23 protein-coding genes are annotated in these 26,587 nt (G+C 53.1%); 14 read left to right on the forward strand and 9 right to left on the reverse strand.

The window, feature by feature from the left end:
- The first annotated feature begins 73 nt into the window (after nucleotides 1–73).
- Nucleotides 74–703: a DUF998 domain-containing protein gene (locus J1784_RS12435; protein WP_217149482.1), complete on the forward strand. Its 630-nt coding sequence runs from the start codon at nucleotides 74–76 to the stop codon at nucleotides 701–703.
- A gap of 71 nt (nucleotides 704–774) precedes the next feature.
- Here the strand turns inward: J1784_RS12435 and putA are convergent, their stop codons facing one another.
- Nucleotides 775–4,749 (reverse strand): trifunctional transcriptional regulator/proline dehydrogenase/L-glutamate gamma-semialdehyde dehydrogenase, encoded by a 3,975-nt coding sequence (putA, locus tag J1784_RS12440; protein WP_217149483.1) that lies wholly within the window; start codon nucleotides 4,747–4,749, stop codon nucleotides 775–777.
- Between the two features lie 117 nt (nucleotides 4,750–4,866).
- Nucleotides 4,867–5,178, reverse strand: a complete 312-nt coding sequence (locus J1784_RS12445; RefSeq protein WP_217149484.1) for a hypothetical protein — start codon at nucleotides 5,176–5,178, stop codon at nucleotides 4,867–4,869.
- 97 nt (nucleotides 5,179–5,275) lie between these two features.
- Here J1784_RS12445 and putP point away from each other — a divergent pair, with 97 nt between their 5' ends.
- The 8 genes from putP (at nucleotide 5,276) to J1784_RS12485 (ending at nucleotide 15,099) form a co-directional block, all read left to right on the forward strand.
- A complete protein-coding gene (gene putP / locus J1784_RS12450; RefSeq protein ID WP_217149485.1) occupies nucleotides 5,276–6,760 on the forward strand; it encodes a sodium/proline symporter PutP in 1,485 nt (494 codons plus the stop codon).
- Between the two features lie 253 nt (nucleotides 6,761–7,013).
- Nucleotides 7,014–7,868, forward strand: a complete 855-nt coding sequence (gene efeU, locus J1784_RS12455; RefSeq protein ID WP_217149486.1) for an iron uptake transporter permease EfeU — start codon at nucleotides 7,014–7,016, stop codon at nucleotides 7,866–7,868.
- 59 nt (nucleotides 7,869–7,927) lie between these two features.
- Nucleotides 7,928–9,055, forward strand: coding sequence for an iron uptake system protein EfeO (efeO, locus tag J1784_RS12460; protein WP_420803968.1), 1,128 nt, complete (start codon nucleotides 7,928–7,930; stop codon nucleotides 9,053–9,055).
- Between the two features lie 51 nt (nucleotides 9,056–9,106).
- On the forward strand, nucleotides 9,107–10,402 hold the full coding sequence (gene efeB, locus J1784_RS12465; protein WP_217149487.1) for an iron uptake transporter deferrochelatase/peroxidase subunit: 1,296 nt from the start codon (nucleotides 9,107–9,109) through the stop codon (nucleotides 10,400–10,402).
- Between the two features lie 271 nt (nucleotides 10,403–10,673).
- The gene (locus J1784_RS12470) at nucleotides 10,674–11,729 is read left to right on the forward strand and encodes an N-acetylmuramoyl-L-alanine amidase (protein WP_274387325.1); all 1,056 of its coding nucleotides are present in this window, start codon (nucleotides 10,674–10,676) and stop codon (nucleotides 11,727–11,729) included.
- A gap of 205 nt (nucleotides 11,730–11,934) precedes the next feature.
- Nucleotides 11,935–12,339: a hypothetical protein gene (locus J1784_RS12475; protein ID WP_217149489.1), complete on the forward strand. Its 405-nt coding sequence runs from the start codon at nucleotides 11,935–11,937 to the stop codon at nucleotides 12,337–12,339.
- Nucleotides 12,340–12,402: 63 nt separating this feature from the next.
- A complete protein-coding gene (gene phoH, locus J1784_RS12480) occupies nucleotides 12,403–13,191 on the forward strand; it encodes a phosphate starvation-inducible protein PhoH (RefSeq protein ID WP_217149490.1) in 789 nt (262 codons plus the stop codon).
- A gap of 195 nt (nucleotides 13,192–13,386) precedes the next feature.
- Nucleotides 13,387–15,099, forward strand: a complete 1,713-nt coding sequence (locus J1784_RS12485) for an ABC transporter ATP-binding protein (protein WP_217149491.1) — start codon at nucleotides 13,387–13,389, stop codon at nucleotides 15,097–15,099.
- A gap of 58 nt (nucleotides 15,100–15,157) precedes the next feature.
- Here the strand turns inward: J1784_RS12485 and J1784_RS12490 are convergent, their stop codons facing one another.
- From J1784_RS12490 to J1784_RS12510, 5 genes are all read right to left on the reverse strand, one after another.
- Nucleotides 15,158–16,003 (reverse strand): amino acid ABC transporter ATP-binding protein, encoded by an 846-nt coding sequence (locus tag J1784_RS12490; RefSeq protein ID WP_238485504.1) that lies wholly within the window; start codon nucleotides 16,001–16,003, stop codon nucleotides 15,158–15,160.
- 12 nt (nucleotides 16,004–16,015) lie between these two features.
- On the reverse strand, nucleotides 16,016–16,933 hold the full coding sequence (locus tag J1784_RS12495; protein ID WP_217149492.1) for an amino acid ABC transporter permease: 918 nt from the start codon (nucleotides 16,931–16,933) through the stop codon (nucleotides 16,016–16,018).
- 27 nt (nucleotides 16,934–16,960) lie between these two features.
- Nucleotides 16,961–17,464, reverse strand: a complete 504-nt coding sequence (locus tag J1784_RS12500) for a GNAT family N-acetyltransferase (protein ID WP_217149493.1) — start codon at nucleotides 17,462–17,464, stop codon at nucleotides 16,961–16,963.
- Between the two features lie 15 nt (nucleotides 17,465–17,479).
- Complete coding sequence (locus J1784_RS12505; protein ID WP_217149494.1) at nucleotides 17,480–18,421, reverse strand: ABC transporter substrate-binding protein; 942 nt, start codon at nucleotides 18,419–18,421, stop codon at nucleotides 17,480–17,482.
- Nucleotides 18,422–18,632: 211 nt separating this feature from the next.
- Nucleotides 18,633–19,832, reverse strand: a complete 1,200-nt coding sequence (locus J1784_RS12510) for a M20 peptidase aminoacylase family protein (RefSeq protein ID WP_238485505.1) — start codon at nucleotides 19,830–19,832, stop codon at nucleotides 18,633–18,635.
- A gap of 257 nt (nucleotides 19,833–20,089) precedes the next feature.
- On the opposite strand from J1784_RS12510, the gene J1784_RS12515 reads away from it, so the two are divergent.
- The 5 genes from J1784_RS12515 (at nucleotide 20,090) to J1784_RS12535 (ending at nucleotide 25,505) form a co-directional block, all read left to right on the forward strand.
- Nucleotides 20,090–21,076: an MsnO8 family LLM class oxidoreductase gene (locus tag J1784_RS12515; protein WP_217149495.1), complete on the forward strand. Its 987-nt coding sequence runs from the start codon at nucleotides 20,090–20,092 to the stop codon at nucleotides 21,074–21,076.
- A 9-nt stretch (nucleotides 21,077–21,085) separates the two neighbouring features.
- Entirely contained in the window at nucleotides 21,086–22,432 is a 1,347-nt protein-coding gene (locus J1784_RS12520) for an LLM class flavin-dependent oxidoreductase (RefSeq protein WP_217149496.1), read from the forward strand.
- A 156-nt stretch (nucleotides 22,433–22,588) separates the two neighbouring features.
- Nucleotides 22,589–23,254, forward strand: coding sequence for an acrylate utilization transcriptional regulator AcuR (gene acuR / locus J1784_RS12525; protein WP_217149497.1), 666 nt, complete (start codon nucleotides 22,589–22,591; stop codon nucleotides 23,252–23,254).
- Nucleotides 23,255–23,359: 105 nt separating this feature from the next.
- The gene (gene acuI, locus J1784_RS12530) at nucleotides 23,360–24,337 is read left to right on the forward strand and encodes an acrylyl-CoA reductase (NADPH) (protein ID WP_217149498.1); all 978 of its coding nucleotides are present in this window, start codon (nucleotides 23,360–23,362) and stop codon (nucleotides 24,335–24,337) included.
- A 196-nt stretch (nucleotides 24,338–24,533) separates the two neighbouring features.
- Nucleotides 24,534–25,505, forward strand: coding sequence for a chemotaxis protein (locus J1784_RS12535; RefSeq protein ID WP_217149499.1), 972 nt, complete (start codon nucleotides 24,534–24,536; stop codon nucleotides 25,503–25,505).
- Between the two features lie 57 nt (nucleotides 25,506–25,562).
- Here J1784_RS12535 and J1784_RS12540 read toward each other — a convergent pair whose 3' ends face one another.
- Nucleotides 25,563–25,952: a DUF1360 domain-containing protein gene (locus tag J1784_RS12540; RefSeq protein WP_217149500.1), complete on the reverse strand. Its 390-nt coding sequence runs from the start codon at nucleotides 25,950–25,952 to the stop codon at nucleotides 25,563–25,565.
- A 13-nt stretch (nucleotides 25,953–25,965) separates the two neighbouring features.
- Nucleotides 25,966–26,394 carry an Rrf2 family transcriptional regulator gene (locus tag J1784_RS12545; protein ID WP_217149501.1) on the reverse strand — a complete coding sequence of 143 codons (429 nt, stop codon included), beginning with the start codon at nucleotides 26,392–26,394 and terminating at the stop codon, nucleotides 25,966–25,968.
- Nucleotides 26,395–26,587: the final 193 nt, after the last annotated feature.

A 26,587-nucleotide genomic window follows, 5' to 3' on the forward strand; every position in this document is an offset into this window, starting at 1 on the left:
GTTATTTCCGCTACTATTACCTCACCGCAATATCACTAAGACTCTCATGCACATCTCATCTGAAGAGCAGAAAATGTCATTAAAAGGGCAGAAAACCGGCGCGCTGTGTTTCGCTGCCGGCGGGCTGATTTATCTGCTGGCGGAAAAAATCAGCGCATCCGGTTGGCATAATCCTGCCTATTCCTGGTTGCATAATTACATCAGCGATTTGGGCATTGCGTCATGTGGTGAGACGCCAGATGGCAGGGATATTTGTTCGCCTCTTCACAACGTGATGAACGCCGGTTTCGCGGCAGAAGGCGTGCTCTTTTTTCTGGCCTGCTGGTTATTACGTCCCGTTTTTAAAGGGCAGGGAGAACGTGCATTTGTATTTTTCGGACTGCTGCATGGACTCGGCGGCCTGATGATCGCTGCTTTTCACAGCGGGGGAGGAACGGGCGGAATTACGGTTCATCAGACCGGCGCAGTGCTGGCGATTGCGGGCGGTAATTTGTGTTTACTGTCGGCGGGATGGATAAAACGTCAGCAAGATGGCTGGCGGGGATTTGCGCTTCTGAGTCTTATTCTGGGTAGTCTCGGACTGATCAGCATGGTCACTATCTCGTTCGATGTTTTACCGGTCGGACTCATCGAGCGGCTTTCTGTCTATACCATTACCGGCTGGCAAATCGGCACCGGAATATGGCTCAGCATTAAGCGCTAAGGGCTGGTTAAGCTTTTCTTTCGTAAAAATCGTGCTCCCTCCGCGATATTTGCAGAAGGAGCACGTCAGACTTAGCCGATCGTCATCAGGCTGGCGTTCCCGCCAGCCGCAGCGGTGTTTACGCTTAATGAACGCTCATGCAGCAGACGTTCCAGAAGGATGTTGTCCTCACCGCGTGCAAAACCCTGCACCGAGATAATCGCGCCGGAACGCTGGGCGATGGTCTGACACAGTTCGCGCAACTGATCGGCGTCACCGTGATAAATCACTGCATCGAATACCGGTTGTGCATTTTGCCAGTCCTTGGTGAAATCAACGCGTTCCTGCACGGCTTTTGGCAGCAGGTTAAACAGATCACGTTGTAATGGCGCTTCCGGCCACATAATGCGGCAACCGGTGGCGGTAACTGCCGCCAGCTGAGTCAGCGCATCTTCCTGATTATCGGCCAGTGCCAGAACACGTTCGCGCGGCAGCAATGCGTAAGTGTTGCGCTCGCCGGTAGGCCCAGGCAGGGTGCGCAATGTACCGCCCTGGCTGGTGTGTGCGAAACGCTCGCAGACAGCGACTAACTCTTCGCGGTGCTTCTGCTCCGTGGCCCATTTTTGCAGCGCACGGTGCGGAGCCAGCAGGGCTTCACGCACGGACGTATCCAGCGGCAGTTCACTGTCCTGACGCAGCAACGTTTGCTGTACGGCATCCTGGGGACGGCTGCTCAGCAGGCGATACAGATACAGCGGACCACCGGCTTTTGGTCCGGTCCCCGACAACCCTTCGCCGCCGAACGGCTGCACGCCAACGACGGCACCGACCATGTTGCGGTTTACGTACATATTGCCGACGTGCGCCTGCTGCGTGACCCGATGAATGGTTTCATCGATACGGGTATGAATACCCAGCGTCAGGCCATAACCGGCTGCATTAATCTGACCGATCAGCTTATCCAGATCCTGACGGGCATAACGCACCACGTGCAGTACCGGTCCGAAAATCTCTTTCTTCATTTCTTCAAAGCTATCAAGTTCGATAAGCGTCGGTTTCACAAAGGTGCCGTACGCCCATTCCTGCTGATCGGCAGTAAATTCCTGCGTTGCCTGATACACGGTGCGGCCTTTGGCGCGCATGTCATCGATGTGTTTTTCGATGCTTGCTTTGGCTTCAGCGTCGATAACTGGCCCGATATCAGTACAGAGGCGTTCAGGATTACCCATGCGACATTCCGCCATGGCACCGCGCAGCATTTGCAGCGTGTGATCAGCCACGTCTTCCTGAATACACAGCACGCGCAGGGCGGAACAACGCTGACCGGCATTGTCGAAGGCCGATGCGACGACATCCGTCACCACCTGTTCGGTCAGTGCGGAAGAATCGACAATCATCGCGTTCAGACCACCGGTTTCGGCGATAAGCGGCGTCGGACGGCCTTGCGGATCCAACCGTCCGGCAATGTTGCGTTGCAAAATCCCTGCGACATCCGTTGAGCCGGTAAACAGTACGCCGCGCACGCGTTCGTCATTGACCAGCTGCGAACCGACCGTTTCACCCTGACCTGGCAATAGCTGCAATACGCCAGCCGGAACACCGGCTTCATGCAGAATACCCACGGCTAATGCCGCAATCAGCGGTGTCTGTTCCGCAGGTTTTGCCAGCACGCTGTTACCGGCGGCAAGAGCGGCAGCAATCTGACCGGTGAAAATGGCCAGCGGGAAGTTCCACGGGCTGATACACACCACCGGCCCGAGCGGACGGTGCGTGTCGTTGGCGAAATCTTCACGGATCTGACCGGCGTAATAATGCAGGAAGTCCACGGCTTCACGCACTTCGGCGATGGCGTTATTAAAGGTCTTTCCGGCTTCACGCACCAGCACGCCGAGCAGATTCTGCAACTGCGCTTCCATCAGTTCTGCACCGCGTTGCAGAATTGCGGCACGCTCTTCGGGAGGCGTCGCAAACCAGATAGCGCCGGCGGCGGCAGAAGCGTCCAGCGCACGGCTGATTTCAGCTTGCGTTGCTTCGCGTACATACCCGACGATATCGCTGCTTTGTGACGGGTTGATCACCGGCAGGAATTCGCCGTCGTCAGTTGGTGCATCAATAATCGGTTGGGCTTTTACCGGATGACTGGCGCTTTGCAGCAGGGCGCTGGAAAGGGAAGCCAGACGGTGCTCGCTGGACATATCCAGACCCGCAGAATTCACGCGTTTGTCACCGTACAAATTTCTCGGCAGGGCGATACGCGGATGCGGCAATCCGACCTGACCTTCGCTGGCGGCCAGCGCTTCGACGGCCAGAACCGGATCGGCAACCAGCTCTTCAATAGGCAGCGTAGTATCGGCGATACGGTTAACGAATGAAGTGTTCGCGCCGTTTTCCAGCAGACGACGCACCAGATACGCCAGCAGCGTTTCGTGCGTGCCGACCGGTGCATAAATACGGCAAGGGCGGTTTAGTTTCCCCTCGGAAATCTTGCCGACAACCTGCTCATACAGCGGCTCACCCATGCCGTGCAGGCACTGAAACTCGTACTGACCCGGATAATAGTTATTGCCGGCCAGCTGATAAATAGCGGCAACGGTGTGGGCGTTGTGCGTGGCGAACTGCGGATAAATCAGGTTAGGCACCGCCAGCAGTTTGCGGGCGCAGGCCAGATAGGAAACGTCGGTGTAAACCTTGCGGGTATACACCGGGTAATCTTCCAGTCCTTCCACCTGTGCACGTTTGATTTCGCTGTCCCAGTACGCGCCTTTAACCAGACGGATCATCAGACGGCGACGGCTGCGTTGCGCCAGATTAGTCAGGTAATCAATCACCATCGGACAGCGTTTCTGATAAGCCTGAATAACGAAACCGATGCCGTTCCAGCCTGACAGTTCCGGTTCAAAGCAGAGTTTTTCCAGCAGATCGAGGGAGATTTCCAGACGGTCTGCTTCTTCAGCGTCAATATTAATGCCGATGTCATAACTGCGTGCAAGCAAGGTGAGTGAAAGCAGGCGCGGGTATAATTCTTCCATCACGCGCTCGTACTGCGCGCGGCTGTAACGCGGATGCAGGGCGGAAAGTTTGATGGAAATGCCGGGGCCTTCATAAATCCCGCGACCATTTGAGGCTTTACCTATTGCGTTGATCGCCTGCTGATAAGACTGCAAATACGCCTGTGCGTCTTTTTCGGTCAGCGCCGCTTCGCCCAGCATGTCGTAGGAATAGCGGAAACCTTTTTCTTCGTGTTTGCGGGCATTCGCAAGCGCTTCGGCGATGGTTTCACCTGTGACGAATTGTTCGCCCATCAGGCGCATCGCCATGTCCACACCTTTGCGGATCAGCGGTTCACCGCTTTTACCGATAATGCGGTTCAGGGATTTCGACAGACTGGCTTCGTTATGTGTCGACACCAGTTTACCGGTGAACAGCAAACCCCAGGTCGCAGCATTGACGAACAATGAAGGACTGCGGCCCAGATGTGAATGCCAGTTACCGTTGCTGATTTTGTCGCGGATTAACGCGTCACGCGTGGGTTTGTCCGGAATACGCAACAAGGCTTCGGCCAGACACATCAGCGCCACGCCTTCCTGAGAAGACAGTGAAAACTCCTGCAACAGACTTTGCACCATACCGGCGCGGCCATTTGCACTCTTCTGGTTACGCAGTTTGGTGGCAATGTCGGCGGCCAGTTTAAGGGCTGCGTCGCCAAGTGGGGCAGGCAAACGGGCCTGTTCAAGCAGCATGGACACCGCTTCAGGTTCCGGGCGACGATAGGCGGCAGTGATGGCGGAACGGCTGACAGACTGAGGCAAAATCTGCTCGGCAAAATCAAGGAAGGGCTGATGCGTTTCCTGAACCGCCGGTAATGCCGCATCTTCGCTTTCGCCAGTGGCAGCGCCGTTCAGCGCCGGAATTTCCGGCAACGCATCGCCATTTTCCAGACGTTCCAGATAGGAAAAAATCGCCTGCTTAATCAGCCAGTGCGGCGTGCGGTCAATTTTATGCGCCGCCTCTTTTAACCTGTCGCGTGTGCCTTCGTCCAGCTTCACGCCCATCGTTGTCATACCCATGCGCAACCACTCCATATAAAAAGGTTCAGGTGAATTCATTATCTTTATGGCAAGCAATATCTTCTATGTTGCAACCTTGTGCAACCCTGTTAATGCAGGAAGTATGCCTGATGTGATTTATTTGGCATTTTTAACAAATCCCCAGGTCATTAAACGCCATTTCTGGCGGATGTCTTTATCAGTAAAAGGCCTGTGAAAGGTGCAACCGTAGTAATTGCAATGTGCAACCCGCATACAAAATAACTGTGATGAAGGGAGAATTTCAGGTATCAAAATTGTTAAAACATTTGAAATATGTCCGCCACTGAACCAGTATCCGGCACGACAGGATTTTTGAACAATAACCCTACTTATGACGCTGCTTCCTGGCGGACAACGATAAAAAATAGGGAGAGTAATGCTGAAATCCAAGCCGGTTTCAGCCATCATCTTGCCCCGGCAGGTTTTTGGCAGCCCTTCTTTAGAAGGACGTCAGGACAGACAGGTGCCGGACAACATCGCAAATAAGAAGAAAGTGGAGAATGGAATGACAGTAAACACACCGATGCTGGTGACGTTTTGTGTTTATATTTTCGGGATGATTTTGATAGGGCTCATCGCGTATTTACGAACCAAAAACTTTGATGATTATATTCTGGGCGGACGCAGTTTAGGCAGCGTGGTCACAGCACTCTCGGCCGGGGCTTCTGATATGAGCGGCTGGCTGTTAATGGGATTACCGGGCGCGATTTTCATTTCCGGAATTTCCGAAAGTTGGATAGCGATTGGTCTGACGATCGGTGCGTATCTGAACTGGAAACTGGTTGCAGGGCGCTTACGTGTGCATACCGAAGCCAACAATAATGCGCTGACGCTGCCGGATTATTTCACTCATCGTTTTGAAGATTCCAGCAAACTGCTGCGTATTATCTCCGCGATTGTGATTCTGGTGTTTTTCACCGTGTATTGTGCGTCCGGCATCGTGGCCGGTGCGCGTCTGTTTGAAAGTACTTTCGGCATGACATACCAGACTGCGCTGTGGGCCGGTGCGGCAGCGACCATCCTTTATACCTTTATTGGCGGTTTTCTGGCGGTCAGCTGGACCGATACCGTACAGGCCAGCCTGATGATTTTCGCGCTGATCCTCACACCGGTGTTCGTTATCCTGGCAGTCGGCGGTATTGATACCTCAATGATGGTAATCCACGCCAAAAATCCTGAATATACCGACATGTTTAAAGGCATGAATCTGGTAGCGGTCTTGTCACTGCTGGGCTGGGGTCTGGGCTATTTTGGTCAGCCGCACATTCTGGCGCGTTTTATGGCCGCCGATTCCCATCGCACCATTCGCAGTGCACGCCGTATCAGCATGACCTGGATGATTTTGTGTCTGGCAGGCACCGTCGCGGTGGGCTTCTTCGGAATTGCGTACTTCAGCAATAATCCGGGCGAAGCGGGCAACGTGACGCAAAACGGTGAGCGCGTGTTCATCGAGCTGGCGAAAATCCTGTTCAACCCGTGGATTGCCGGTATTTTGCTGTCGGCCATTCTTGCGGCGGTGATGAGCACCCTGAGCTGCCAGCTGCTGGTGTGTTCCAGTGCCATCACTGAAGATTTGTACAAAGCGTTTCTGCGCAAAGGGGCGAGTCAGCGTGAACTGGTGTGGGTGGGTCGTCTGATGGTGCTGGTGGTTGCGCTGGTGGCCATTGCGCTGGCGGCGAACCCTGAAAACCGCGTGCTGGGTCTGGTAAGCTATGCGTGGGCTGGTTTCGGTGCAGCATTTGGTCCGGTTATCCTGATTTCGGTCATGTGGAAACGGATGACGCGTAACGGTGCGCTGGCAGGTATGATCGTCGGTGCGGTTACGGTTATTTTGTGGAAACAATACGGCTGGACTGAACTGTACGAAATCATTCCGGGCTTTATCTTCGCCTCACTGGCTATCTGGATTGTGAGCCTGATGGGACGCAAACCTTCTGCTGCGGTGGAAGAGCGCTTCACAACTGCGGAAGCGGAATACAACACTATCTGATAAACCCTCTGTTCTGAGGTTGCACATAACGGGGTCGTCCTGACCCCGTTTCACCGCATTTCCCGCCACATTCCCTGCATGTTCCTCACTTCGTTCTGACTTTTCATGCGCATTTTCGCGGACATTTTCAAAAAAGGATCGGTTACCTCTTGTATTTCTTTTTGCAAGAATGATAATCACTATCGTTTCTTTTTACTTTTCTTTACAGAGACCTTACAGTTTTTGCAGCTCAACGGGGTCAGGAGTTTTCGCAATGTTCGTTCCGTTTCTCATTATGTTTCGCGAAGGGCTGGAAGCGGCGCTGATTGTCAGCCTGATCGCCAGTTATCTAAAACGGACGCAACGCGGGCTGTGGCTCGGTGTGGTCTGGATTGGCGTGTTCGTCGCCGCGGCGTTGTGTCTGGCGCTGGGGCTGTTCATCAACGCCACTACCGGTGAGTTCCCGCAAAAGCAGCAGGAATTATTTGAAGGCATCGTGGCCGTGGTCGCGGTGTGCATTCTGACGTACATGGTGTTCTGGATGCGCAAAGTGTCCCGTTCCATCAAGGTGCATCTGGAAGGCGCGATTGATAATGCGCTCAATTCCGGACGCGGGCAGGGCTGGGCGCTGGTGGCGATGGTGTTTTTTGCCGTCGCGCGTGAAGGACTGGAATCGGTGTTTTTCCTGCTGGCAGCTTTCCAGCAAGACGTGGGGATTGCAGCGCCGATTGGCGCAATGCTCGGGCTGGGTGCGGCTATCGTGCTGGGTTTCCTCATCTACTACGGCGGTGTGAAACTGCATCTGGCCAAATTCTTCAAGTGGACCAGCCTGTTTATTCTGTTTGTGGCAGCCGGTCTGGCAGCGGGCGCTGCCCGTGCTTTTCACGAAGCGGGATTGTGGAACGGTTTGCAGGATATCGCGTTTGATTTAAGCAACACGCTGTCCACGCATTCACTGTTCGGCACCTTGCTGGAAGGGATGTTTGGTTATCAGGAAGCGCCAAGCGTCAGCGAAGTGCTGGTCTATTTCCTGTATCTGATCCCGGCGCTGTTCTTCTTTTTCATGCCTCAGGGAAAATCCTCTGTGGCTGCCACGGCTGCTTCTGCCGGGCAAAAAACACAACGTTAATTGTATAAACCTAATTGTATAAACCTGTTTATCACTTTGCCTTTGTCATGGAGTTGTACATGCCACATTTTCGCCGTAAAGCTTTACAGATTGCACTGTTGTCTCTGCCGGCTTTTGCGCTGAGCGCTAACGTTCTGGCAGCCGACGTTCGTCAGGTCAAAATCACTGTGAACGATAAGCAGTGTGAGCCGATGGCGCTGAGCGTGCCCGCCGGTAAAACACAGTTTGTTATCCACAACGACAGCCAGAAAAACCTGGAATGGGAAATTCTGAAAGGCGTGATGGTGGTGGAAGAGCGTGAAAACGTTGCACCGGGCTTCACTCAGAAAATGACCGCTAATCTGGAGCCGGGCGAATATGACATGACCTGCGGCTTGTTGAGCAATCCGAAAGGCAAACTGACCGTGACTGCAGAAGGCGCGGCGATCTCCGCTAAACCGGACGCGATGGCGCTGGTCGGGCCGATTGCAGAGTATAAAGTGTATGTGACGCAGCAGGTTGCTGAACTGGTTTCTCACACTAAAGCGTTCACGGATGCGGTTAAAAAAGGCGATCTGGCGAAAGCGCAGTCTCTTTACGCTTCGACCCGTGTTTACTACGAGCGCATCGAACCGATTGCTGAACTGTTCTCTGATCTGGACGGCAGCATTGATGCCCGTGAAGATGATTTCGAGAAAAAAGCCGAAGATCCAAACTTTACCGGTTTCCACCGTCTGGAGAAAATCCTCTTCGCCGATAAAACCACCAAAGGCGCGGAGCCTTTTGCTGACAAGCTTTACACCGACACGGTCGATCTGCAAAAACGCATCACTGATCTGACCTTCCCGCCAAGCAAAGTGGTCGGCGGTGCGGCAGGGCTTATCGAAGAAGTGGCAGCCAGCAAAATCAGCGGCGAAGAAGACCGTTACAGCCGCACCGACCTGTGGGATTTCCGCGCTAACCTCGACGGCGCGCAGAAAATCGTTAATCTGCTGCGTCCGTTGCTGGAAAAAGCCGACAAACCGCTGCTGGATAAAATCGACACAAACTTCAAAACCGTCGATACCCTGCTGGATAAATACAAAACCAAAGACGGTTACGAGAATTACGAAAAACTGTCCGATGCAGACCGTAACGCCATGAAAGGCCCGATCACCACGCTGGCCGAAGATCTGGCTAAACTGCGCGGTGTGCTTGGTTTAGATTGATAAGAACTCCTCCCCCTTCGCAGGGGAGGAGCGTTTTACCGAGGCATAGCAATGAGTCACAAGAATAATAATCAAGATGACGTTTCTTCTTCCCGCCGCAGCTTGTTAAAAAGCGTGGGATTGTTAGGCGGGGCATTTGCCCTTGGCGGCGCAGCGACTGCGCAGGCTGAGAAAACACCCGGAGCTAAAAAAGAATACGCGCCAGGCACTGTTTCCCCCGATGAACGCTGGGGCAAGCAACCGTATTATGGTGAACATCAGGCGGGTATTTTAACGCCACAACAGGCATCGATGATGCTGGTGTCATTTGATGTGCTGGCAACCAGTAAAGCTGACCTCGAGCGTCTGTTCCGCCTTCTGGATTCCCGTTTTGCTTTCCTGACCACCGGTGGTACCGCGCCATCGCTGGATCCTAAATTCCCGCCGATGGATTCCGGGGTGATGGGGGCAGAGATTTATCCCGATAACCTGACGATGACACTCTCCGTTGGCGAATCGCTGTTTGATGAACGTTTCGGCCTGGCGCCACACAAGCCGCTGAAATTAAGCCGCATGACGCGTTTCCCGAATGATTCACTCGACGCGAAACTGTGTCACGGCGACCTGTCACTGCAAATCTGCGCAAACAACAGCGACACTGTGGTTCACGCACTGCGCGACATCATTAAATACACGCCGGATTTACTCAGCGTGCGCTGGCGTCGTGATGGGTTTATTTCTTCCCATGCGGCGCGCAGTCAGGGCAAAGAGACGCCGATTAACCTGCTGGGCTTTAAAGACGGCACGGCCAATCCCGATTCCAAAGACAAATCGCTGATGGATAAAGCCATCTGGGTGACGACAGATCAGGCAGAACCGGCCTGGACAACGGGTGGCAGCTATCAGGTCACACGTCTGATCCCGTTCAAAGTGGAATTCTGGGATCGCACGCCGTTGCAGGAACAGCAATCCATTTTTGGCCGTCATAAAGCGACCGGCGCGCCACTGGGCATGGAAAAAGAACACGATGTCCCTGATTACACCAAAGACCCTGATGGGAAGGTGATCCCGCTGGACGCGCATATCCGGCTGGCGAATCCGCGCACCAAAGAGACCGACGACAACCTGATGCTGCGACGTGGTTACAGCTATTCGCTGGGTGTGACCAATTCCGGACAACTGGAAATGGGGCTGATCTTTGTCTGTTATCAGCATGATCTTGATAAAGGGTTCCTGACGGTGCAAAAACGCCTGAACGGTGAAGCGCTGGAAGAATACATCCGTCCCAATGGCGGCGGTTTCTTCTTCACGTTGCCGGGCAATAAAGATGAGAGTCACTATCTGGGACAATCGTTAATCGAAGCCTGACATTGCTCCTCCCCCTGCGAAGGGGGAGGATAAAAAGCAGAAATCCTTTTTACGCTTAGTAACGTAATTCACTATCTGTTAATACTCCGCTTCATTCATAAAAATCTCAGTAATGTCATGATGATAAATCGCGAAAATGATTTATTACGATGCCTGCCCTGAGATTGCTATGACCATCAACCATTCCCGCAGAAAACTGCTGATTTTCGGTATCGGACTGTCCCTGACTGCACCGCGTCTTTATGCTGCGCAAAAGGCAGTACGCATCGCGATGACCTCGGATGCCAGCCAGATCCACCTGGCATTACCGGCAGCGGATAAGCGTTGTCGCGTGTTTATACTCAGCGCGCCGGAGCGGGTGGTGATCGACATGCCGATGACATCTTTTCCGCCGGAACTGGAACATGCGCTAACCGTGGTGCGGCAAAAATTCCCGTGGGTGGCAGAAGGGCGTCTTGCTCATTTCAGCCCGGATGTGGCGCGTATTGTGTTACAGGTGAAGGGGAAACCGGTGATGACGCGCAGTACGGAGAATGGCGTGCTGAAAGTGTCGATTACAGAAAAGAGTGCCGTGCAGGATGTATCGGAGGCGATCCCGGTGACCACCACCACGCCGCGTGCAGAGAAACCGCTGCTGGTGATGATCGATCCCGGTCATGGCGGTAAGGATCCGGGGGCGATCGGCAATGAAGGCACTTACGAAAAGCATGTGGTTTTGCACATCGCCAGACGACTGCAAACATTGCTGGATGAACAGCACGGTATTCACGCGGTGCTTACGCGGCAGGATGACGTATTTATCCCGTTGTATCACCGCGTCAGTCTGGCACATCAGCACGAAGCGGACTTGTTTATTTCCATTCACGCCGACGGGTTCACCAACGATCAGGTGTCAGGCGCATCGGTTTTTGCGCTGTCTGAGCACGGCGCCGGCAGCGCGATGGCGCGGTATTTATCGCAAAGTGAAAACAGCGTCGATGTGCTGTACGACAATGATTTTAAGACTGACGATCAATATCTTAAAGAAACGCTGTTTGATCTCGATCAGCACGAAACTATTCACCGCAGCATGGATTTTGGCAGTCATCTGGCGGCGAATATTGTCAAAGTGCATCACATGCACAGTCCGCATCCGGAACAGGCCGGTTTCGCAGTTTTAAAATCACCACGCATTCCCTCGGTGCTGGTGGAGACCTCTTTCATCACCAATAAACACGAAGAGAAACTGCTCGGCGAGCCGGTCTTTCAGGAGAAAATGGCGCGCGCACTGGCGGATGGGATTAACAGTTACTTCATCAATGAAAAGAAAAATAATCTGCTGAGCTGAGGAAAATTAAGGCCGCGTACCGGGGATCTGAAAAAGATCCGCGTGATCCTATTGACGTCAGGCACAAACTTTTTTACATTTTGGTAACGCAAATGTTTCAGCTGTCATTATACTGAAATTATAAAGCGGTAGTTTTTAAGATGTACAAGGCAAGTTTTCACAAGGTGTACGGCAGGTGCCGTAAATAACACTGCGGGGAGCGCGAATGGTAAAGTCCATGTTTGGGCTGGTGATTGAAAATAACAGGCTTCACTCATTCACTCGTTGTTGTTGCTTAAAAGCAAACGAGGGCAAGGCTTCCGACTCTCCAATATTAACCCAATCATTTTCAGTTTATTCCTACCGTTTTCTAAAGATGTTTTCATCCACGCTACAGCAACCCTGTTCTTTAACTGACCCCTTAAAACCTGCTCAATCTCATGCGAATCGCATTGGCTATTATTCTGGCAATTTCATTGTTTGGGTCAGCGGTTTGTCATTATTGACAATGCCTCCTTGTGAACCGAAAGCAGCCAAAAGATTATTGCCTAATCGCTTTGGTCTATTTTCCTCTTCACGTTATTCATTGGCTCTACTTGGTCTAAAAGGAGACCAAAACCTCATTTGTTAGTGAAACATAACCGTGCGGGCATTACGCCTTAGCGTTAAGTGAATCAAACTGTAAGGTGCCACTATGGGAAGACAGAAAGCAGTGATCAAAGCTCGTCGTGAAGCAAAACGTGTAATTCGTAATGATTCACGCAGTCACCGCCAGCGCGAGGAAGAATCTGTGACATCACTGGTACAGATGGGCGGTTTGGAATCGATCGGAATGGCTCGCGACAGTCGCGATACTTCCGCCATCGAAGCACGTACTGAAGCTCAGGGTCATTACTTATCAGCCATAGAGAATAAGCAGTTAATTTTTGCTACCGGCGAAGCAGGCTGCGGCAAAACATTTATCAGCGCTGCGAAAGCAGCAGAGGCATTAATTCACAAAGAAATCGACAGGATTATTGTGACACGTCCGGTATTGCAGGCCGATGAAGATCTCGGTTTCCTGCCCGGCGATATTTCTGAAAAGTTCGCGCCTTATTTCCGACCGGTCTACGACATTTTATTACGTCGCCTGGGCTCATCATTCCTGCAATATTGTTTACGACCGGAAATAGGCAAAGTTGAAATTGCGCCATTCGCTTATATGCGCGGGCGTACTTTTGAAAATGCGGTGGTTATTCTGGATGAAGCCCAGAATGTCACGGCCAGTCAGATGAAAATGTTCCTGACGCGTCTCGGTGAAAACGTGACGGTCATCGTTAACGGTGATATTACCCAGTGCGATTTACCACGCGGCGTAGTATCAGGGCTCAGCGATGCAATGTCCCGCTTCGAAGAAGACGAGATGATTGGCATCATTCAGTTTGGCAAAGAGGATTGCGTGCGTTCAGAACTGTGTAAACGTACTCTGCACGCTTACTCTTAATTCCCATTTAGTCCCACAACATTCTTTAAAAAGGCCGCTCAAATGATGGGCGGCCTTTCTTTCTGTCAGATCGTTCACGCTTAGACAATCTCCCGTAATCCGCAAATAAAACAGTCTTATAAAACACTCTGACTGATAACCGTTTTCATCTAGACTAACCGCTTCGCCTACAGGCTATTTTCATAAGGATGCATGATGCTCCGCCGTTTTTTCTCTTATTACGTGCCGTATAAGAAACTGTTTTTCCTCGATTTCGGCTGCGCAATACTGGCCGGATTGCTGGAACTTGGTTTTCCTATGGCGATCAAAACCTTCATTGATAAATTATTGCCCGCGCACGACTGGGTGCTGATTATCGGGGCGACGGTCGGATTGCTGCTGATTTATCTGTTCAATACTGCGCTGATGGCGATCGTCAACTACTGGGGACACGCGCTGGGCGTCGGCATTGAAACCGATATGCGCCGTCAGGCATTCAGCCATTTACAGAAACTCTCATTCCGTTATTACGACAATACGAAAACCGGTCACATCATTACCCATGTGACGAAAGATCTCGAAGAAGTGGGCGAGGTGGCGCACCACGGGCCGGAAGATGTCTTTATCGCAATAATGACGTTTATCGGCGCGTTCATTCTGATGGCGACAGTGCATGTGCAACTGGCGCTGATGACCATCATTATTGTGCCGGCCATGACCTGGATGGTCAGCCGTTACGGCGCGCAGATGACCGAAACCTGGCGCAGATTGTTCGGGCAGGTCGGCAATTTCAATGCCCGCATCGAAGAAAGTATCGGCGGCATTCGCGTTGTGAAAGCTTTTGCCAATGAAGAACATGAGCAAAAACTGTTTGCCTCGGACAACGACAGATACCGCACCACCAAACTGAAAGCCTATCAGATAATGACCGCCAGCCTGACGCTCAGCTATCTGAGTACGCGTCTGGTTCAGCTGATCGTGATGGTGGCGGGTACCTGGTACGTGATTAACGATCAGCTGACGTATGGCGGATTTGTTGGTTTCTTGTTGCTGGTGGAGGTGTTTTTCCGCCCGGTGGCAAAAATCAGTTCGGTGCTGGAAAGTTATCCGAAAGGCATCGCCGGTTTTAAACGCTTTACGCAACTGATCGATACCGTGCCGGACATTGTTGACAGGCCCGGCGCGAAGGTGGTCAGCCATCTGCGCGGTGATATTCATTACGAGAATGTGGTGTTCGGCTATACCCCGGCCAGCAAAATTCTTAACGGCATCACGCTGTCGATTAATGCGGGCGAAACGCTGGCGTTTGTCGGGCCGTCGGGCGCGGGGAAAACCACATTATGTTCGCTGTTGCCGCGTTTTTACGACATCGACAGCGGCAGTATTACTATCGACGGCATTGATATCCGCGACATGACGCAAACCTCGCTGCGCCATAACATCGGCATTGTGCAGCAGGATGTGTTCCTGTTCGGGGGCACCATCCGTGAGAATATTGCTTACGGTAAACTGGGTGCCAGCGAAGAGGAAATTCGTCTGGCCGCCAGCCGTGCGCGTCTGGATGATGTGATCGACGGACTGCCGCTGGGGATGGACACGGTTATCGGCGAGCGCGGCGTTAAGCTTTCCGGCGGCCAGAAACAGCGCCTGTCGATTGCGCGTATATTCCTGAAAAATCCACCGATCCTGATCCTCGACGAAGCCACGTCGGCGCTGGATACGGCGACGGAGCAGGCTATTCAGCAATCGCTGGCGGAGTTATCCGAAGGGCGCACAACGCTGGTGATAGCTCACCGTCTGGCGACGATTCAGAATGCTGACCGGATTGTAGTGGTGGATAAAGAAGGGATTGTCGAGCAGGGGACGCACGGCTCTCTGCTGGCACTTCAGGGGCGCTATGCGCAGCTTCATGCGGCACAGTTTCGCTGATAAGCGGTGACGAAAAATCCGGCATAACGTTGCCGGATTTTTTGCAAACAGTCTGAATTTACAGCACTTTTTCGAGAAAGCGACGGGTGCGTGCATGCCGTGGGCGGTCAAGAACCTGCGCCGCGCTGCCGGTTTCCACTATCGCGCCATCCACCATAAATACCACCTGATCGGCCACCTGCCGCGCAAAGCCAATTTCGTGTGTCACCACCACCAGCGTAACGCCTGACTGCGCCAGTTTCTTAATCACGTCCAGCACCTCGCCCACCAGTTCGGGATCCAACGCTGACGTGGGTTCATCAAATAACATCACTTTCGGATTGAGTGCCAGTGCGCGGGCAATCGCGATGCGCTGTTGCTGTCCGCCAGACAAATGCCGCGGCCAGGCCTGCGCTTTTTCACGCAGCCCCACGGTGTCGAGCAGTTCATAGGCGCGGGCGATAGCCTGTTTGCGGCCCAGTAATCCGTGAACCACGGGCGCTTCGATAATATTGTCCAGCACGGTCATGTGCGGGAACAGATTGAAATTCTGGAACACATAACCGACGTGTGTGCGCTGTTTCAGAATGGCGCGTTCTTTCAGTTCATACAGCGTGTCGCCCTTACGCCGGTAGCCGATGTAATCGCCGTCAATCTGAATAAAACCTTCATCAACACGTTCCAGATGATTAATGGTGCGCAGCAGCGTGGACTTTCCCGAGCCGGAAGGGCCGAGGATCACCGTCACCGTGCCCGGTTCGATGCTCAGACTGACGTTATCCAGCGCCTTGTGTGCGCCGTAATATTTGCTCAGATTGCTGATGTCGATGCGCCCGACCGTCGCAGTGTGCGGTTTATGCACAAACGGTGTTTCTGCGGGAGCCTCTGCAGGGCGGTTAACGAATAAATCAAAGGCTTCGGACATAGAATTTTCCCTTTACTGAGGACGGGCGACGCGCCACTGACGCAGACGCTGCAACGGAGTGGGCGCGACCTGACGAACGGTGCCGCGCGAGAAATAACGCTCGACGTAATACTGTAAAACCGACAGCACGGTGGTGATCAGCAGATACCAGATGGTTGCTACCATCAGCAGCGGGATCACTTGCTGCGTGCGGTTGTAGATCACCTGCACGGTATAAAACAGCTCCGGCATAGACAGCACGTAAACAATCGACGTGCCTTTCGCGAGGCTTATCACTTCATTAAAACCAGTCGGCAGAATCGAGCGCAGCGCCTGCGGCAAAATAATGCGGAAGGTACGGCGGTAGGCCGGTAAACCCAGCGCAGCGGCGGCTTCGTGCTGTCCGTGCTCAACGCCTAAAATGCCGCCGCGGATAATTTCTGCGGTATAGGCCGACTGAACCAGCGAGAGACCGAGAACGGCAACCGAAAACTGATCCAGTAAATCAACGGTTGGCGTGCTGAAAAAGGAGATCGTGGTGAACGGAATGCCCAGCGACAGGTTGTCGTACAGATAGGAAAAGTTGTAGAGGATAATTAACACCAGCAACAGCGGCAAAGAGCGGAAGAGCCAGATGTAACCCCAGGCCAGCGCATTCAGTAAGTAAGATTTCGACAGGCGGGCGAGTGCCAGAGCGGTACCGAAAATCACGCCAAACACGGTTCCCAGCAGGGTGAGTAACAACGTTTTTCCAAGGCCAGATAAAATCACCGGGTCAAAAAACCATTGCCGGAACACGCCCCATTCCCAGCGAGAATTTGTCGCAATCGACTGAATAATCCCTAATAAAATAAACGCTGAAAAGACTGCACCGGCCAGCCGCCACGGATAACGTGCTGGCACCACTTTCAGCGGGGGATGATTCACAGATGAAGGGGCATTTTCGCTCATAGTCTTTCTCTTTCTGTTTGCTGCTGATTACGACACCGGAACGTCGGCGGTCAGTTTTTTGGTAAACGGCAGACGCCCGTCATAAGGTGGTCGGGAATACACTTCCGGATCCAGCCGTGTGTCAAACTGCGGCTGATAACCATGAGACAGATATAAACCGACAGCTTCCGGCTGGCGGAAACCGGTAGTGAGAAACACCTGCCGGTATCCGTAAGCGGCGGCGCGGCGTTCCAGTTCATGCAGAATCTTTTGTGCCAGGCCCTGACGGCGCAGCGACCGGTCCGTCCAGATACGTTTCAGTTCGGCGGTTTGTGCGTCGTACCGCTTATACGCGCCCATTGCAATGGGCGCTCCGTTTCTCAGCAGGACAATAAACGCGCCGTCCGGTCTGGCGAATACGCTGTCATCCTCAGGTTCCTTACTGGCGAAATAGTCGCCGTAGCGTTCACGGTATTCGCCGAACAAGCCCTGAATTACCGGCGCAATCATCGGGTCTTCCGCTACGGTCTGGATAAATACGTCTTCGCTCATCATGGCGTCCTCTGATTAATCGCCCAGTCCCGGCGGGTTAATTTCTGAATGATCGATTTTCTCAACGCTTTCGCCCCAGCGGTCCAGCACTTTGATATAAGCACCGCTGGCAATGGCGCTGTTAAGCGACGCCTGAACGGCATCCACCAGTCCGTTACCTTTTTTCAGCGTGACGGCGATATTGGCGGTCTTCGGCCAGCCGCCCGGCACTGTGCCGACCAGTTTGGTTTTGCCGGTCAGCAGCGCTTTGTAAGCACCGGTCACGTTCGGCCCGAAAGTTGCGTCGGCGCGGCCAGACTGAATCGCCAGCGTGGCGGCGGCGTCATCGGTGACATATTGCGGTTTCAGCGCAGGTAATCCTTTGGCCTGATTCTCTTTGTCCCAGGCCAGCAATACGGCTTCCTGATTGGTGCCGGAACCGACGATGATGCGTTTACCGGCGATATCCGGCGCGGATGTAATGGAGGTAATTTTACTGTCGTTTTTCACGTAAAAGCCCAGCGTGTCCTGGCGATAGGTCGCGAAATCAAATTTAGTTTTGCGATCTTTGGTGACAGTAATGTTGTAGATGGCTGCGTCGTATTTCCCCGACGTCACGCCCAGCGGCCAGTCTTCCCATGAAGCCGGAACCACTTTGAGTTTCAGGCCTAAACCATCCGCCACCAGACGGGCGATGTCGGCTTCGCTGCCAATCACGGTTTTGTTATCACGGGCATACAACCCGAATGGCGGGGCGCTGCCGAGAACCGCCAGTGCTACAGTCAGCGTGCCCGGTTCGACGAACTTAAAGTTAGCCGGGATTTTTGCCACGGCTTCCGGGCTTTTCGGCGTATTAACCGGGGTTTCATTGGCCACCAGATCAATACCCGGCGCGGCACAGGCCAGCGTGGAAAGACTTAATAACGCCACGATACCCGTGGTCTTTATAGCTGCTAATTTTACGCTATGTTTCATCATTATTATTTTTACCCTGCATTCTTATTGTGTGGTGGCTTATTGTTTGGTGATAACGGTGAAGTGACGCTTTCACTATTCCCGAGTGTTACAGGGATGTAAAACAACAAAATTAAATAATCAAAGAGAGAAAGTGAAAATACACACAGGTTTAAAAACCACGAAAAACGCCCGAAATTTCCGGGCGTCATGTGCATAAAATTAAACGGTTTAGTTACTGCGAAATTAATTCATCCAGAGCTTTCTCAGCCAGTTGCTGGAAATATTCCGCCGCAGGATAAATAGCCGATTCGTCCGGATTAAATTGCGGATGGTGGAGGCCAAAATCACTGGCGGAACCGATGCTGACAAATGCCCCCGGCACGTGGTGCAGGTAAAACGCAAAGTCCTCACCGCCCATTTGTGCCTGCGCAACTTCGGTTTTATAGCCAAATTCGTCAGCCGCTTTCAGGCTGAACTCGGCCCAGCGTGGCGTATTAACCACCGCCGGTGGCCCGCCAAACCAGTGTAATTCGGCTTTAGCGTCCAGTGCGTCCGCCACACCGGCGATCACTTTGCGGATACGCTGCGGAATTTGTTCGCGGATTTCGCTGTTGTGCGTGCGCACCGTGCCTTCGAGTTCCACGGTTTGAGGTAACACGTTCCATGTATTGCCGCCTTCAATGCGGGTGACGCTGACCACCGCCGCCTCCTGGGCGCTGACATTGCGGCTGACCACGGTTTGCAGCGCCGTCACGATGTGGCTGGCGGTGACAATACTGTCGACGCCTTCTTCCGGATGCGCGGCGTGCGCGCCTTTGCCAGTCACGGTTATCTGGAAGCGATCCACGTTGGCGTAGAACGCGCCGCCTTTGGTGGAGAAGGTGCCGACCGGTAATTCCGGCGCATTGTGCAGACCAAAAATGGCATCCACATTTTCCAGCGCACCGGCTTTAATCAGCTGTGACGCGCCGCCAAATCGTTCTTCCGCAGGCTGGAAAAACAACCGCACGCGACCCGGCAGCTGATCTTCCCGCGCCTTAAGTAAATATGCGGCACCAAGGATCACTGATGTATGGAAATCATGTCCGCAGGCGTGCATTACGCCGGGCTGCTGTGAACTGAACGGCACGCCGGACGTTTCCTCAATCGGCAGCGCATCGATGTCACCGCGCAACGCAACGATTGGCCCGTTTTCCGGCCCGATTTCCGCCACCACGCCGGTTTTTAATCCGAGGGATAAAATGCGGATCCCGGCGGCATTCAGCCACTGGGTGATTTTTTGCGTGGTCACAAACTCCTGATTGGATAATTCAGGATGCTGATGTAATTCACGGCGCCAGGCGATGAGTTGTTCTTCTAATCCTGATGCATTGTCTCCTGATGCATTGTCGGGTGCGATATTTTTTGTTTCTTCGGCAAGTGAAATGCTCATGATGAAATAACCTTATTGTCTGAAATGAATGTTACGCACTTGTAGCTGTTCATTTCATGCTAGCCAGACTCATGAGAATAACTAAATACTCAGACGCTATAATTTATAGTCGTTTTGCACAGACTATTTTTGCAGACAACCGCATAGCAAAATACTGACTATAGAAACGAGTTTTTATTATTTAACTTTGGTCGTATTTCGTGGAACTCTTTTTGTCACTATAGAATGAGATCGCGTCAGATAAAAAGGAATGTCCGGTGAATTACCGACTGAGTTTATTAGATCAAAGCCCGATTAATGAAGGACAGACGGCGGCACAGGCGCTGGAAGCGACGGTGACTTTCGCGCTAAACGCCGAAGCGCTGGGCTATCACCGCCTGTGGGTTTCTGAACATCACGATACAGAAAGACTGGCTGGCAGCTCACCGGAAGTGCTGATTGCCTGGCTGCTGGCACGGACATCCCGGCTGAGGATAGGTTCCGGCGGCGTGATGCTGCAACATTACAGCCCGTATAAAGTGGCTGAAAATTTCCATCTGCTGGCGTCGCTGGCGCCGGATCGCGTTGATATCGGTATCGGAAAAGCACCTGGCGGTTTGCCGCTTTCTACCAAAGCCTTGCGTGGTTATACGCAGGCGGATGCCGTTCCCGGATTTCCCGCGCAGTTGCAACAACTGACGCATTATCTGACTCATCTTGACGACCATCTGGCAGGTACTGAAGCCCGTGCGTTGCCGCGTCCTCCCGCCAGTCCGCAGCGATTTCTGCTGGGTGCCAGCCCGGAAAGTGCCCGGCTGGCGGCGTCGCTTGGCTGGAATTTCGTGTTTGCCGGTTTTATCAATACTTCGGAACAGATGATGACCGAATCGGTGCTGGCCTATCACGAATATTCTGCCGGACAAGGACAGGCGCTGGTCAGTCTGGCGGTGCTGGCGGCGGAAACCCATGAGCAGGCTGAAGCGCTGGTGGCTGAGCAACATAATTTTCGGGTCACCGTGGGCGACCGGCACGTTACGGTCGGCACCCGCGAACAGGCGGAAGCTTTCGTTAAACAGGCGGGCGCAACTCAATACCACATTGAGCAGCAGAAGCTCAGCGTTTTGCACGGTACCCCCGGCGATATCCATCAGCAGCTGCGCGATATTCAACGCCGCCTTTGCGTGAATGAATTTGTCATCCACACCCCACTGACAGATGCCACGGTGCGTCTGAAGTCCATCGAATTGCTGGCGGGCCAGCATTAAGGAAATTCCATGAGCGATTCAAGCACTTTAAAGAGTATAAAGTTGGGTCTGATGCTGCACGGTGCGGGCGGACATATGAATTCGTGGCGACATGAAAAAGCGCCTGCCGATGCCAGCGTGAACTTTCCTTATTTCCGTGATTTAGCGTTGCGCGCCGAAGCGGCGGGATTTGATTTCCTGTTTGTCGCCGACGGTCTGCATATCAACGAGAAATCACTGCCGCACTTTCTCAACCGTTTCGAACCGGTGGCACTGCTGTCGGCGCTGGCATCGGCCACGCACAGCATCGGGCTGGCGGGCACAATTTCGACTTCTTACAGCGACCCGTTTACCGTGGCGCGTCAGCTGTCGTCCATCGACAATATCAGTCAGGGTCGCGCGGGCTGGAACGTGGTGACGTCGCCGCTGGCCGGTTCTGCGAAAAATTTCGGCAAAGATCATCCCGAGCACGCGCTGCGCTATCAGATTGCAGAAGAATATATCAACGTGGTGCAGGGGCTGTGGGATTCGTGGGAAGATGGCGCGTTTGTGCGTGACCGTGAAAGCGGCGTGTTTTTTGATGCCGCGAAGCTGCACAAACTGAATCATCAGGGGGAATTTTTCTCGGTGGAAGGGCCGCTGAACATCCAGCGTTCGCCGCAGGGACAGCCGGTGATTTTCCAGGCGGGGGCTTCAGATGCCGGTATTGCGCTGGCAGGTAAATCAGCCGATGCGGTGTTCACCAACGCCCGCACGCTGGAAGAAGCGCAGGAATACGCCGCAAAATTGCAAGCGCAGGTCGCCAGAAATGGCCGTCACCCGGTGGGGATTTTCCCCGGTATCAGCCCGATAGTCGGCAAAACTGAAGAGGAAGCCGAGGCGAAATATCAGTATTTGCTGTCCCTGCTTTCGATCGACGACGCGCTGGCGTATCTCGGACGCTTCTTCGACCATCATGATTTCAGCCAGTATCCTCCGGACGGCCCGTTCCCGGAACTGGGGGATTTAGGCCAGAACACCTTCCGTTCGACCACTGACAGCATTAAAAAACAGGCGAAGGAGGAGAATCTGACGCTGCGCGAAGTGGCGTATCAGACGACGTTGCCACGCGGCGAATTCTTCGGCACGCCGGAACAGGTGGCTGACCGCCTGATCCGCTGGGTGGAAGAGGGCGGTGCCAGCGGCTTTATCATCAGCGGACCGGTGCTGACGGAAGCGCTCGACGATATCACCCGGCTGGTTCTGCCGGTGCTGGCAGCGCGCGGATACTGGCATCCGTCAGAAGCGCACACCCTGCGCGAACGGCTGGATATTCCGTTCAAAACCAACCGTTACAGCGTGCAGGAAACCCGCCGCGAGACAGTGAACGAAAAATAGTTACAACATACTAATCAGTACCAAAGGCCCGCTCCGGACACTCCGTGCGGGCCTTTTGCTTTGCAGGGAAAAATCGGGCCGGAAAGGCACTCGCGCTTGCCTGCGAAAACGATTCGGCGTAGGCTTTCTGTAATTAATAAACGACCGGTCTAAATTATGAATGCTGACCTTACCGCCGATCCTCAGGTACTGAACAAGCCGCGCCGCGGGCGTCCGCCGAGAAGCGAGCGCGAGTTTGCGGATACACGCGAAGCACTGATCCGCTCCGGTCTGGAAGTGATCACCGAGATGGGGTATCTGTCGGCAGGCATAGAAACGGTGATAAAAAATATCGCTGTACCGAAGGGCTCGTTTTACCACTATTTCAAAAGTAAGCAGGATTTTGGCATGGCCGTGCTGGAAACTTACGGCGATTTCTTCGCTCACCGGCTGGATAAGTTTCTGCTGGACGTGACAATGTCACCTTTAAGCCGCATCGACGCCTTTGTACATCATGCCGGGCAGGGAATGGCTAAATTCAATTTTACCCGCGGTTGCCTGGTGGGGAACCTGCTCCAGGAATCCCCGCTGTTGCCTGAAGATTTCCCTGAAAAGCTAACAGCCATTCTCGGTGACTGGGAAAGCCGGATTGCAGCCTGTCTGCGCGCGGCGCAACAGAGTGGCGAAATCCGCTCTTCTTTCTCGCCGAAAACGTCGCCGGAACAGCTGGCGCAAATTTTCTGGTCGGGTTGGGAAGGCGCGGTGATGCGGGCAAAACTGTTTCGCTCTGCCGAACCGCTGGACCAGTTCTGGGCGTATTTCCGCCGCAGTCTTCTTATATAAATTCAGTCCTTACATAATTTAAAAACAGCACCTGCAATCATTACGTTGGCTATCGCATCGCTGACGACGACATTAATTCAATCTCCTGAAATCAAGAGGGAAAAAATGAAAACATTGGTTCTCGAACAACAAGACAAAGCCACTCTGGCCGAAGTAAAAGACATTGCGTTGCCGGAAATGGCCGAAGGTGATGTGCTGGTGGATATCAGCTGGTCAGGGCTTAATTACAAAGATGCGCTGGCCATTACCGGCAAGGGCAAAATCATCCGTCAGTTTCCGATGGTGCCGGGTATTGATTTCACCGGTCATGTAAAGCGCAGCAACGATCCGCGTTATTCTGCCGGACAGGCGGTGATCCTCACTGGCTGGGGAGTAGGTGAAAACCACTGGGGCGGATTGGCGCAGCAGGCCTGCGTCAAAGGTGACTGGCTGGTTCCGCTGCCGGAAGCCATGCCTGCGCGCAACGCCATGATCATCGGCACCGCCGGTTTCACCGCGATGCTCTGCGTGATGGCGCTGGAAGACGCGGGTGTCACGCCGCAAAGTGGCACCGTGCTGGTGACAGGGGCCAGCGGTGGCGTCGGCAGCACAGCCGTGGCGCTGCTGCATACCCTCGGGTACACCGTTGCGGCTGTGACCGGCCGGGAATCTACCCATGATTACCTGCGCAAACTGGGTGCCAGCGAAATTCTCTCCCGTGATGATTTTGCCGAAACCCGTCCGCTGGAAAAACAACTATGGGCGGGTGCCATCGATACAGTAGGTGACAAAGTTCTGGCGAAAGTGCTGGCGCAAACCAACTACGGCGGCTGCGTGGCGGCCTGTGGTCTGGCGGGCGGCTTTGGTCTGCCGACCACCGTGATGCCGTTTATTCTGCGTAACGTGCGTTTGCAGGGCGTCGATTCGGTTTCTGTGCCCGCCGAACACCGTGCGGCGGTGTGGGAACGTCTGGCGAGTACGCTGCCGGAAAGCTTCTATCAGCAAGCCGCAACAGAAATCACCCTGGAACAGGCGCCCGGTTACGCCGAAGATTTGCTGAATAATAAAATTCAGGGCAGAACGCTGGTAAAAATCGGCGGTTAATCCTGTTTAGCCCCGGCATTATGACGATGTCGGGTTGTTTTCATGCTCAATTTTCCCCCCGCTCTAAAGAATTTCCCCGAACCAGCCGATAAATACAGTGTCCCTCTGAGAAAAAAAGAGAACGGAATCCTTATTTTCCGAACGACGCACAGCGCAAACACCGATAAAAACGAATAACGACAGGCATGGGGAAAGTATGGATAATTTTCAGAAAGAAATTGATGAGAGAACCAATCTCACATCATCAAACCGGTTTGAGCTTTTGCTGTTCCGTCTTGGAACCTCGCCGGAAGACGAACAATCTGAACTCTTTGGCATTAACGTCTTTAAACTGCGCGAAATCGTGCCGATGCCGACACTGACCAAAGCCGCCGGAATGGCATCGCCGATGATGGGCATGGCGAATATTCGCGGTGAAATTATTCCGGTGATTGATTTGCCTGCCGTGGTCGGTTGCGTGCCGAAAACCGGGCTGAACATTTTGCTGGTCACGGAATACGCCCGCAGCACGCAGGCGTTTGCCGTCGAATCCGTGGACGACATTGTGCGTCTCGAGTGGAGTCAGGTGCTGGCCGCCGAATCCGGGGTCAAGAGCCGCAACATCACCAGTATCGCGCGTCTGGATACCGATAAATCCAGCACCCGTCTGGCGCTGGTGCTGGATGTTGAGCAGATCCTGCATGACATCATCCCGAACAGCAATATCGACATGGACAAGAAGAAAACCAGCGCGTTCAAACTGAAACCGGGCACGGTGGCGATTGTCGCGGAAGACTCGAAAGTCGCGCGTCAGATGCTGGAAAAAGGCCTGAACATGATGGAAATCCCGGCGCAGATGCATGTGACCGGTCTGGAAGCCTGGAATAAAATCCGCAAAATGGCCGAAGAGTGCAAAGCCGAAGGGTTGCCGATTGCTGATAAGATTTCCTTCGTTCTCACCGATCTGGAAATGCCAGAAATGGACGGCTTCACCCTGACGCTGAATATCAAACGCGATGAATTCCTGAAAAATATTCCGGTGATTATCCACTCATCCCTTTCCGGCAGCGCCAACGAAGATCACGTGCGCAAAGTCGGTGCCGACGGCTACGTAGCGAAATTTGAAATCAACGAACTGGAAGCCGCCATTCATAAAGCGCTGGACGCGAAGAAGATAGCGCACGTTTGATTGATGTTGTGATAAACAATAAAGCCCGCCTGTCCAGCGGGTTTTATTGTTTATAGATTAATGTGCGTCGCCGCTTAATTCCTTACGGGCGCGGGCTTTCAGTACATGCGTGGAAATCGCAGACTGGAAGACTTTAAACATCAGACCATTAATAAAGGTGGTCAGGGTAAGAGTCAGGAAAGCAGATACAAGCCAGTCGGCAACAATGTAATTGCTGTTAATAATCAGCGGGTGATAAATCACCATGCCTGCAAAAACCACCCAGTGGCTGAAACAATAAAAACATTTAAACAGATGGCCGAGCGTATTGTTTTTCTTTTCAATCCAGTTACGCATGGTTTCAAATAAATCTGCCTGCGTAATACTCATGGAAATACTGCTGGCGGCAAGGGCAATGATCAGGCAATTCCACAATGCGGAAAGCCCGTGTGCGATGTTTATATCCATACTGACCTCAGTTTTAAGTGTGTGGCGGGTTATTTAAGAATTCTGTACCGATCTCCTCGAGAGTTTGTTGTTTGAACTGACCGATGATCAGCTCATACGCCTGAGTGAAAGCGCCATTCATGGTTCGGTTTACACCCTGTTCGATCAGGCATTCTGGCGCGTGATTGCGGTTGCCGATAGCAAACAGAGAAGGGGAGCCCAGCGCCAGATAGACGTCATACAAGGTGATGGTATTCAGCGCGCGCGCCAGCTTCCAGCCACCGTTATGACCCTTTTCGGACGTAACAATATCGTGCTCGCGCAGTCCGGCCAGCATCTTACGCACCACGACAGGATTCGTGTCGAGGAAAGCCGCCAGCTGTTCCGAAGTCAGCGGCACGCCAGCATCAGCCATATGCAGCAGGATGTGCAGCGTTGAAGAAAGTGAGTTGTTTGTTTTCATGTAACTTAGAATGATACATGATGTGTGGGGTGTCAAGTGCGGGGGGAGTGATTGTCTGCTTAGTGCTGTGAGTTCAACGGGTCGACGCAACGCTATCCTTAAACAAGGGGGACGTTGCCATGAAACGAAGAACGCGCATTTACTACACGCCAGAACAGAAAGCGATTATCTGGGACAGGTATAAGCAAGGTGA

Source organism: Rahnella ecdela (assembly GCF_019049625.1).
Classification (GTDB): domain Bacteria; phylum Pseudomonadota; class Gammaproteobacteria; order Enterobacterales; family Enterobacteriaceae; genus Rahnella; species Rahnella ecdela.

Bases quoted from the DNA above. Each gene is read 5' to 3' on its own strand.
- J1784_RS12505 (WP_217149494.1), bottom strand. From the start codon at position 18,421: ATGATGAAACATAGCGTAAAATTAGCAGCTATAAAGACCACGGGTATC.
- J1784_RS12545 (WP_217149501.1), bottom strand. From the start codon at position 26,394: ATGAAAACAAACAACTCACTTTCTTCAACGCTGCACATCCTGCTGCAT.
- J1784_RS12435 (WP_217149482.1), top strand. From the start codon at position 74: ATGTCATTAAAAGGGCAGAAAACCGGCGCGCTGTGTTTCGCTGCCGGC.
- J1784_RS12485 (WP_217149491.1), top strand. From the start codon at position 13,387: ATGCTCCGCCGTTTTTTCTCTTATTACGTGCCGTATAAGAAACTGTTT.
- J1784_RS12495 (WP_217149492.1), bottom strand. From the start codon at position 16,933: ATGAGCGAAAATGCCCCTTCATCTGTGAATCATCCCCCGCTGAAAGTG.
- efeU (WP_217149486.1), top strand. From the start codon at position 7,014: ATGTTCGTTCCGTTTCTCATTATGTTTCGCGAAGGGCTGGAAGCGGCG.
- J1784_RS12500 (WP_217149493.1), bottom strand. From the start codon at position 17,464: ATGAGCGAAGACGTATTTATCCAGACCGTAGCGGAAGACCCGATGATT.
- J1784_RS12475 (WP_217149489.1), top strand. From the start codon at position 11,935: ATGGTAAAGTCCATGTTTGGGCTGGTGATTGAAAATAACAGGCTTCAC.
- putP (WP_217149485.1), top strand. From the start codon at position 5,276: ATGACAGTAAACACACCGATGCTGGTGACGTTTTGTGTTTATATTTTC.
- J1784_RS12520 (WP_217149496.1), top strand. From the start codon at position 21,086: ATGAGCGATTCAAGCACTTTAAAGAGTATAAAGTTGGGTCTGATGCTG.
- J1784_RS12540 (WP_217149500.1), bottom strand. From the start codon at position 25,952: ATGGATATAAACATCGCACACGGGCTTTCCGCATTGTGGAATTGCCTG.
- efeO (WP_420803968.1), top strand. From the start codon at position 7,928: ATGCCACATTTTCGCCGTAAAGCTTTACAGATTGCACTGTTGTCTCTG.
- efeB (WP_217149487.1), top strand. From the start codon at position 9,107: ATGAGTCACAAGAATAATAATCAAGATGACGTTTCTTCTTCCCGCCGC.
- J1784_RS12470 (WP_274387325.1), top strand. From the start codon at position 10,674: ATGACCTCGGATGCCAGCCAGATCCACCTGGCATTACCGGCAGCGGAT.
- putA (WP_217149483.1), bottom strand. From the start codon at position 4,749: ATGGGTATGACAACGATGGGCGTGAAGCTGGACGAAGGCACACGCGAC.
- J1784_RS12445 (WP_217149484.1), bottom strand. From the start codon at position 5,178: ATGATGGCTGAAACCGGCTTGGATTTCAGCATTACTCTCCCTATTTTT.
- J1784_RS12535 (WP_217149499.1), top strand. From the start codon at position 24,534: ATGGATAATTTTCAGAAAGAAATTGATGAGAGAACCAATCTCACATCA.
- J1784_RS12510 (WP_238485505.1), bottom strand. From the start codon at position 19,832: ATGAGCATTTCACTTGCCGAAGAAACAAAAAATATCGCACCCGACAAT.
- acuI (WP_217149498.1), top strand. From the start codon at position 23,360: ATGAAAACATTGGTTCTCGAACAACAAGACAAAGCCACTCTGGCCGAA.
- phoH (WP_217149490.1), top strand. From the start codon at position 12,403: ATGGGAAGACAGAAAGCAGTGATCAAAGCTCGTCGTGAAGCAAAACGT.
- acuR (WP_217149497.1), top strand. From the start codon at position 22,589: ATGAATGCTGACCTTACCGCCGATCCTCAGGTACTGAACAAGCCGCGC.
- J1784_RS12490 (WP_238485504.1), bottom strand. From the start codon at position 16,003: ATGTCCGAAGCCTTTGATTTATTCGTTAACCGCCCTGCAGAGGCTCCC.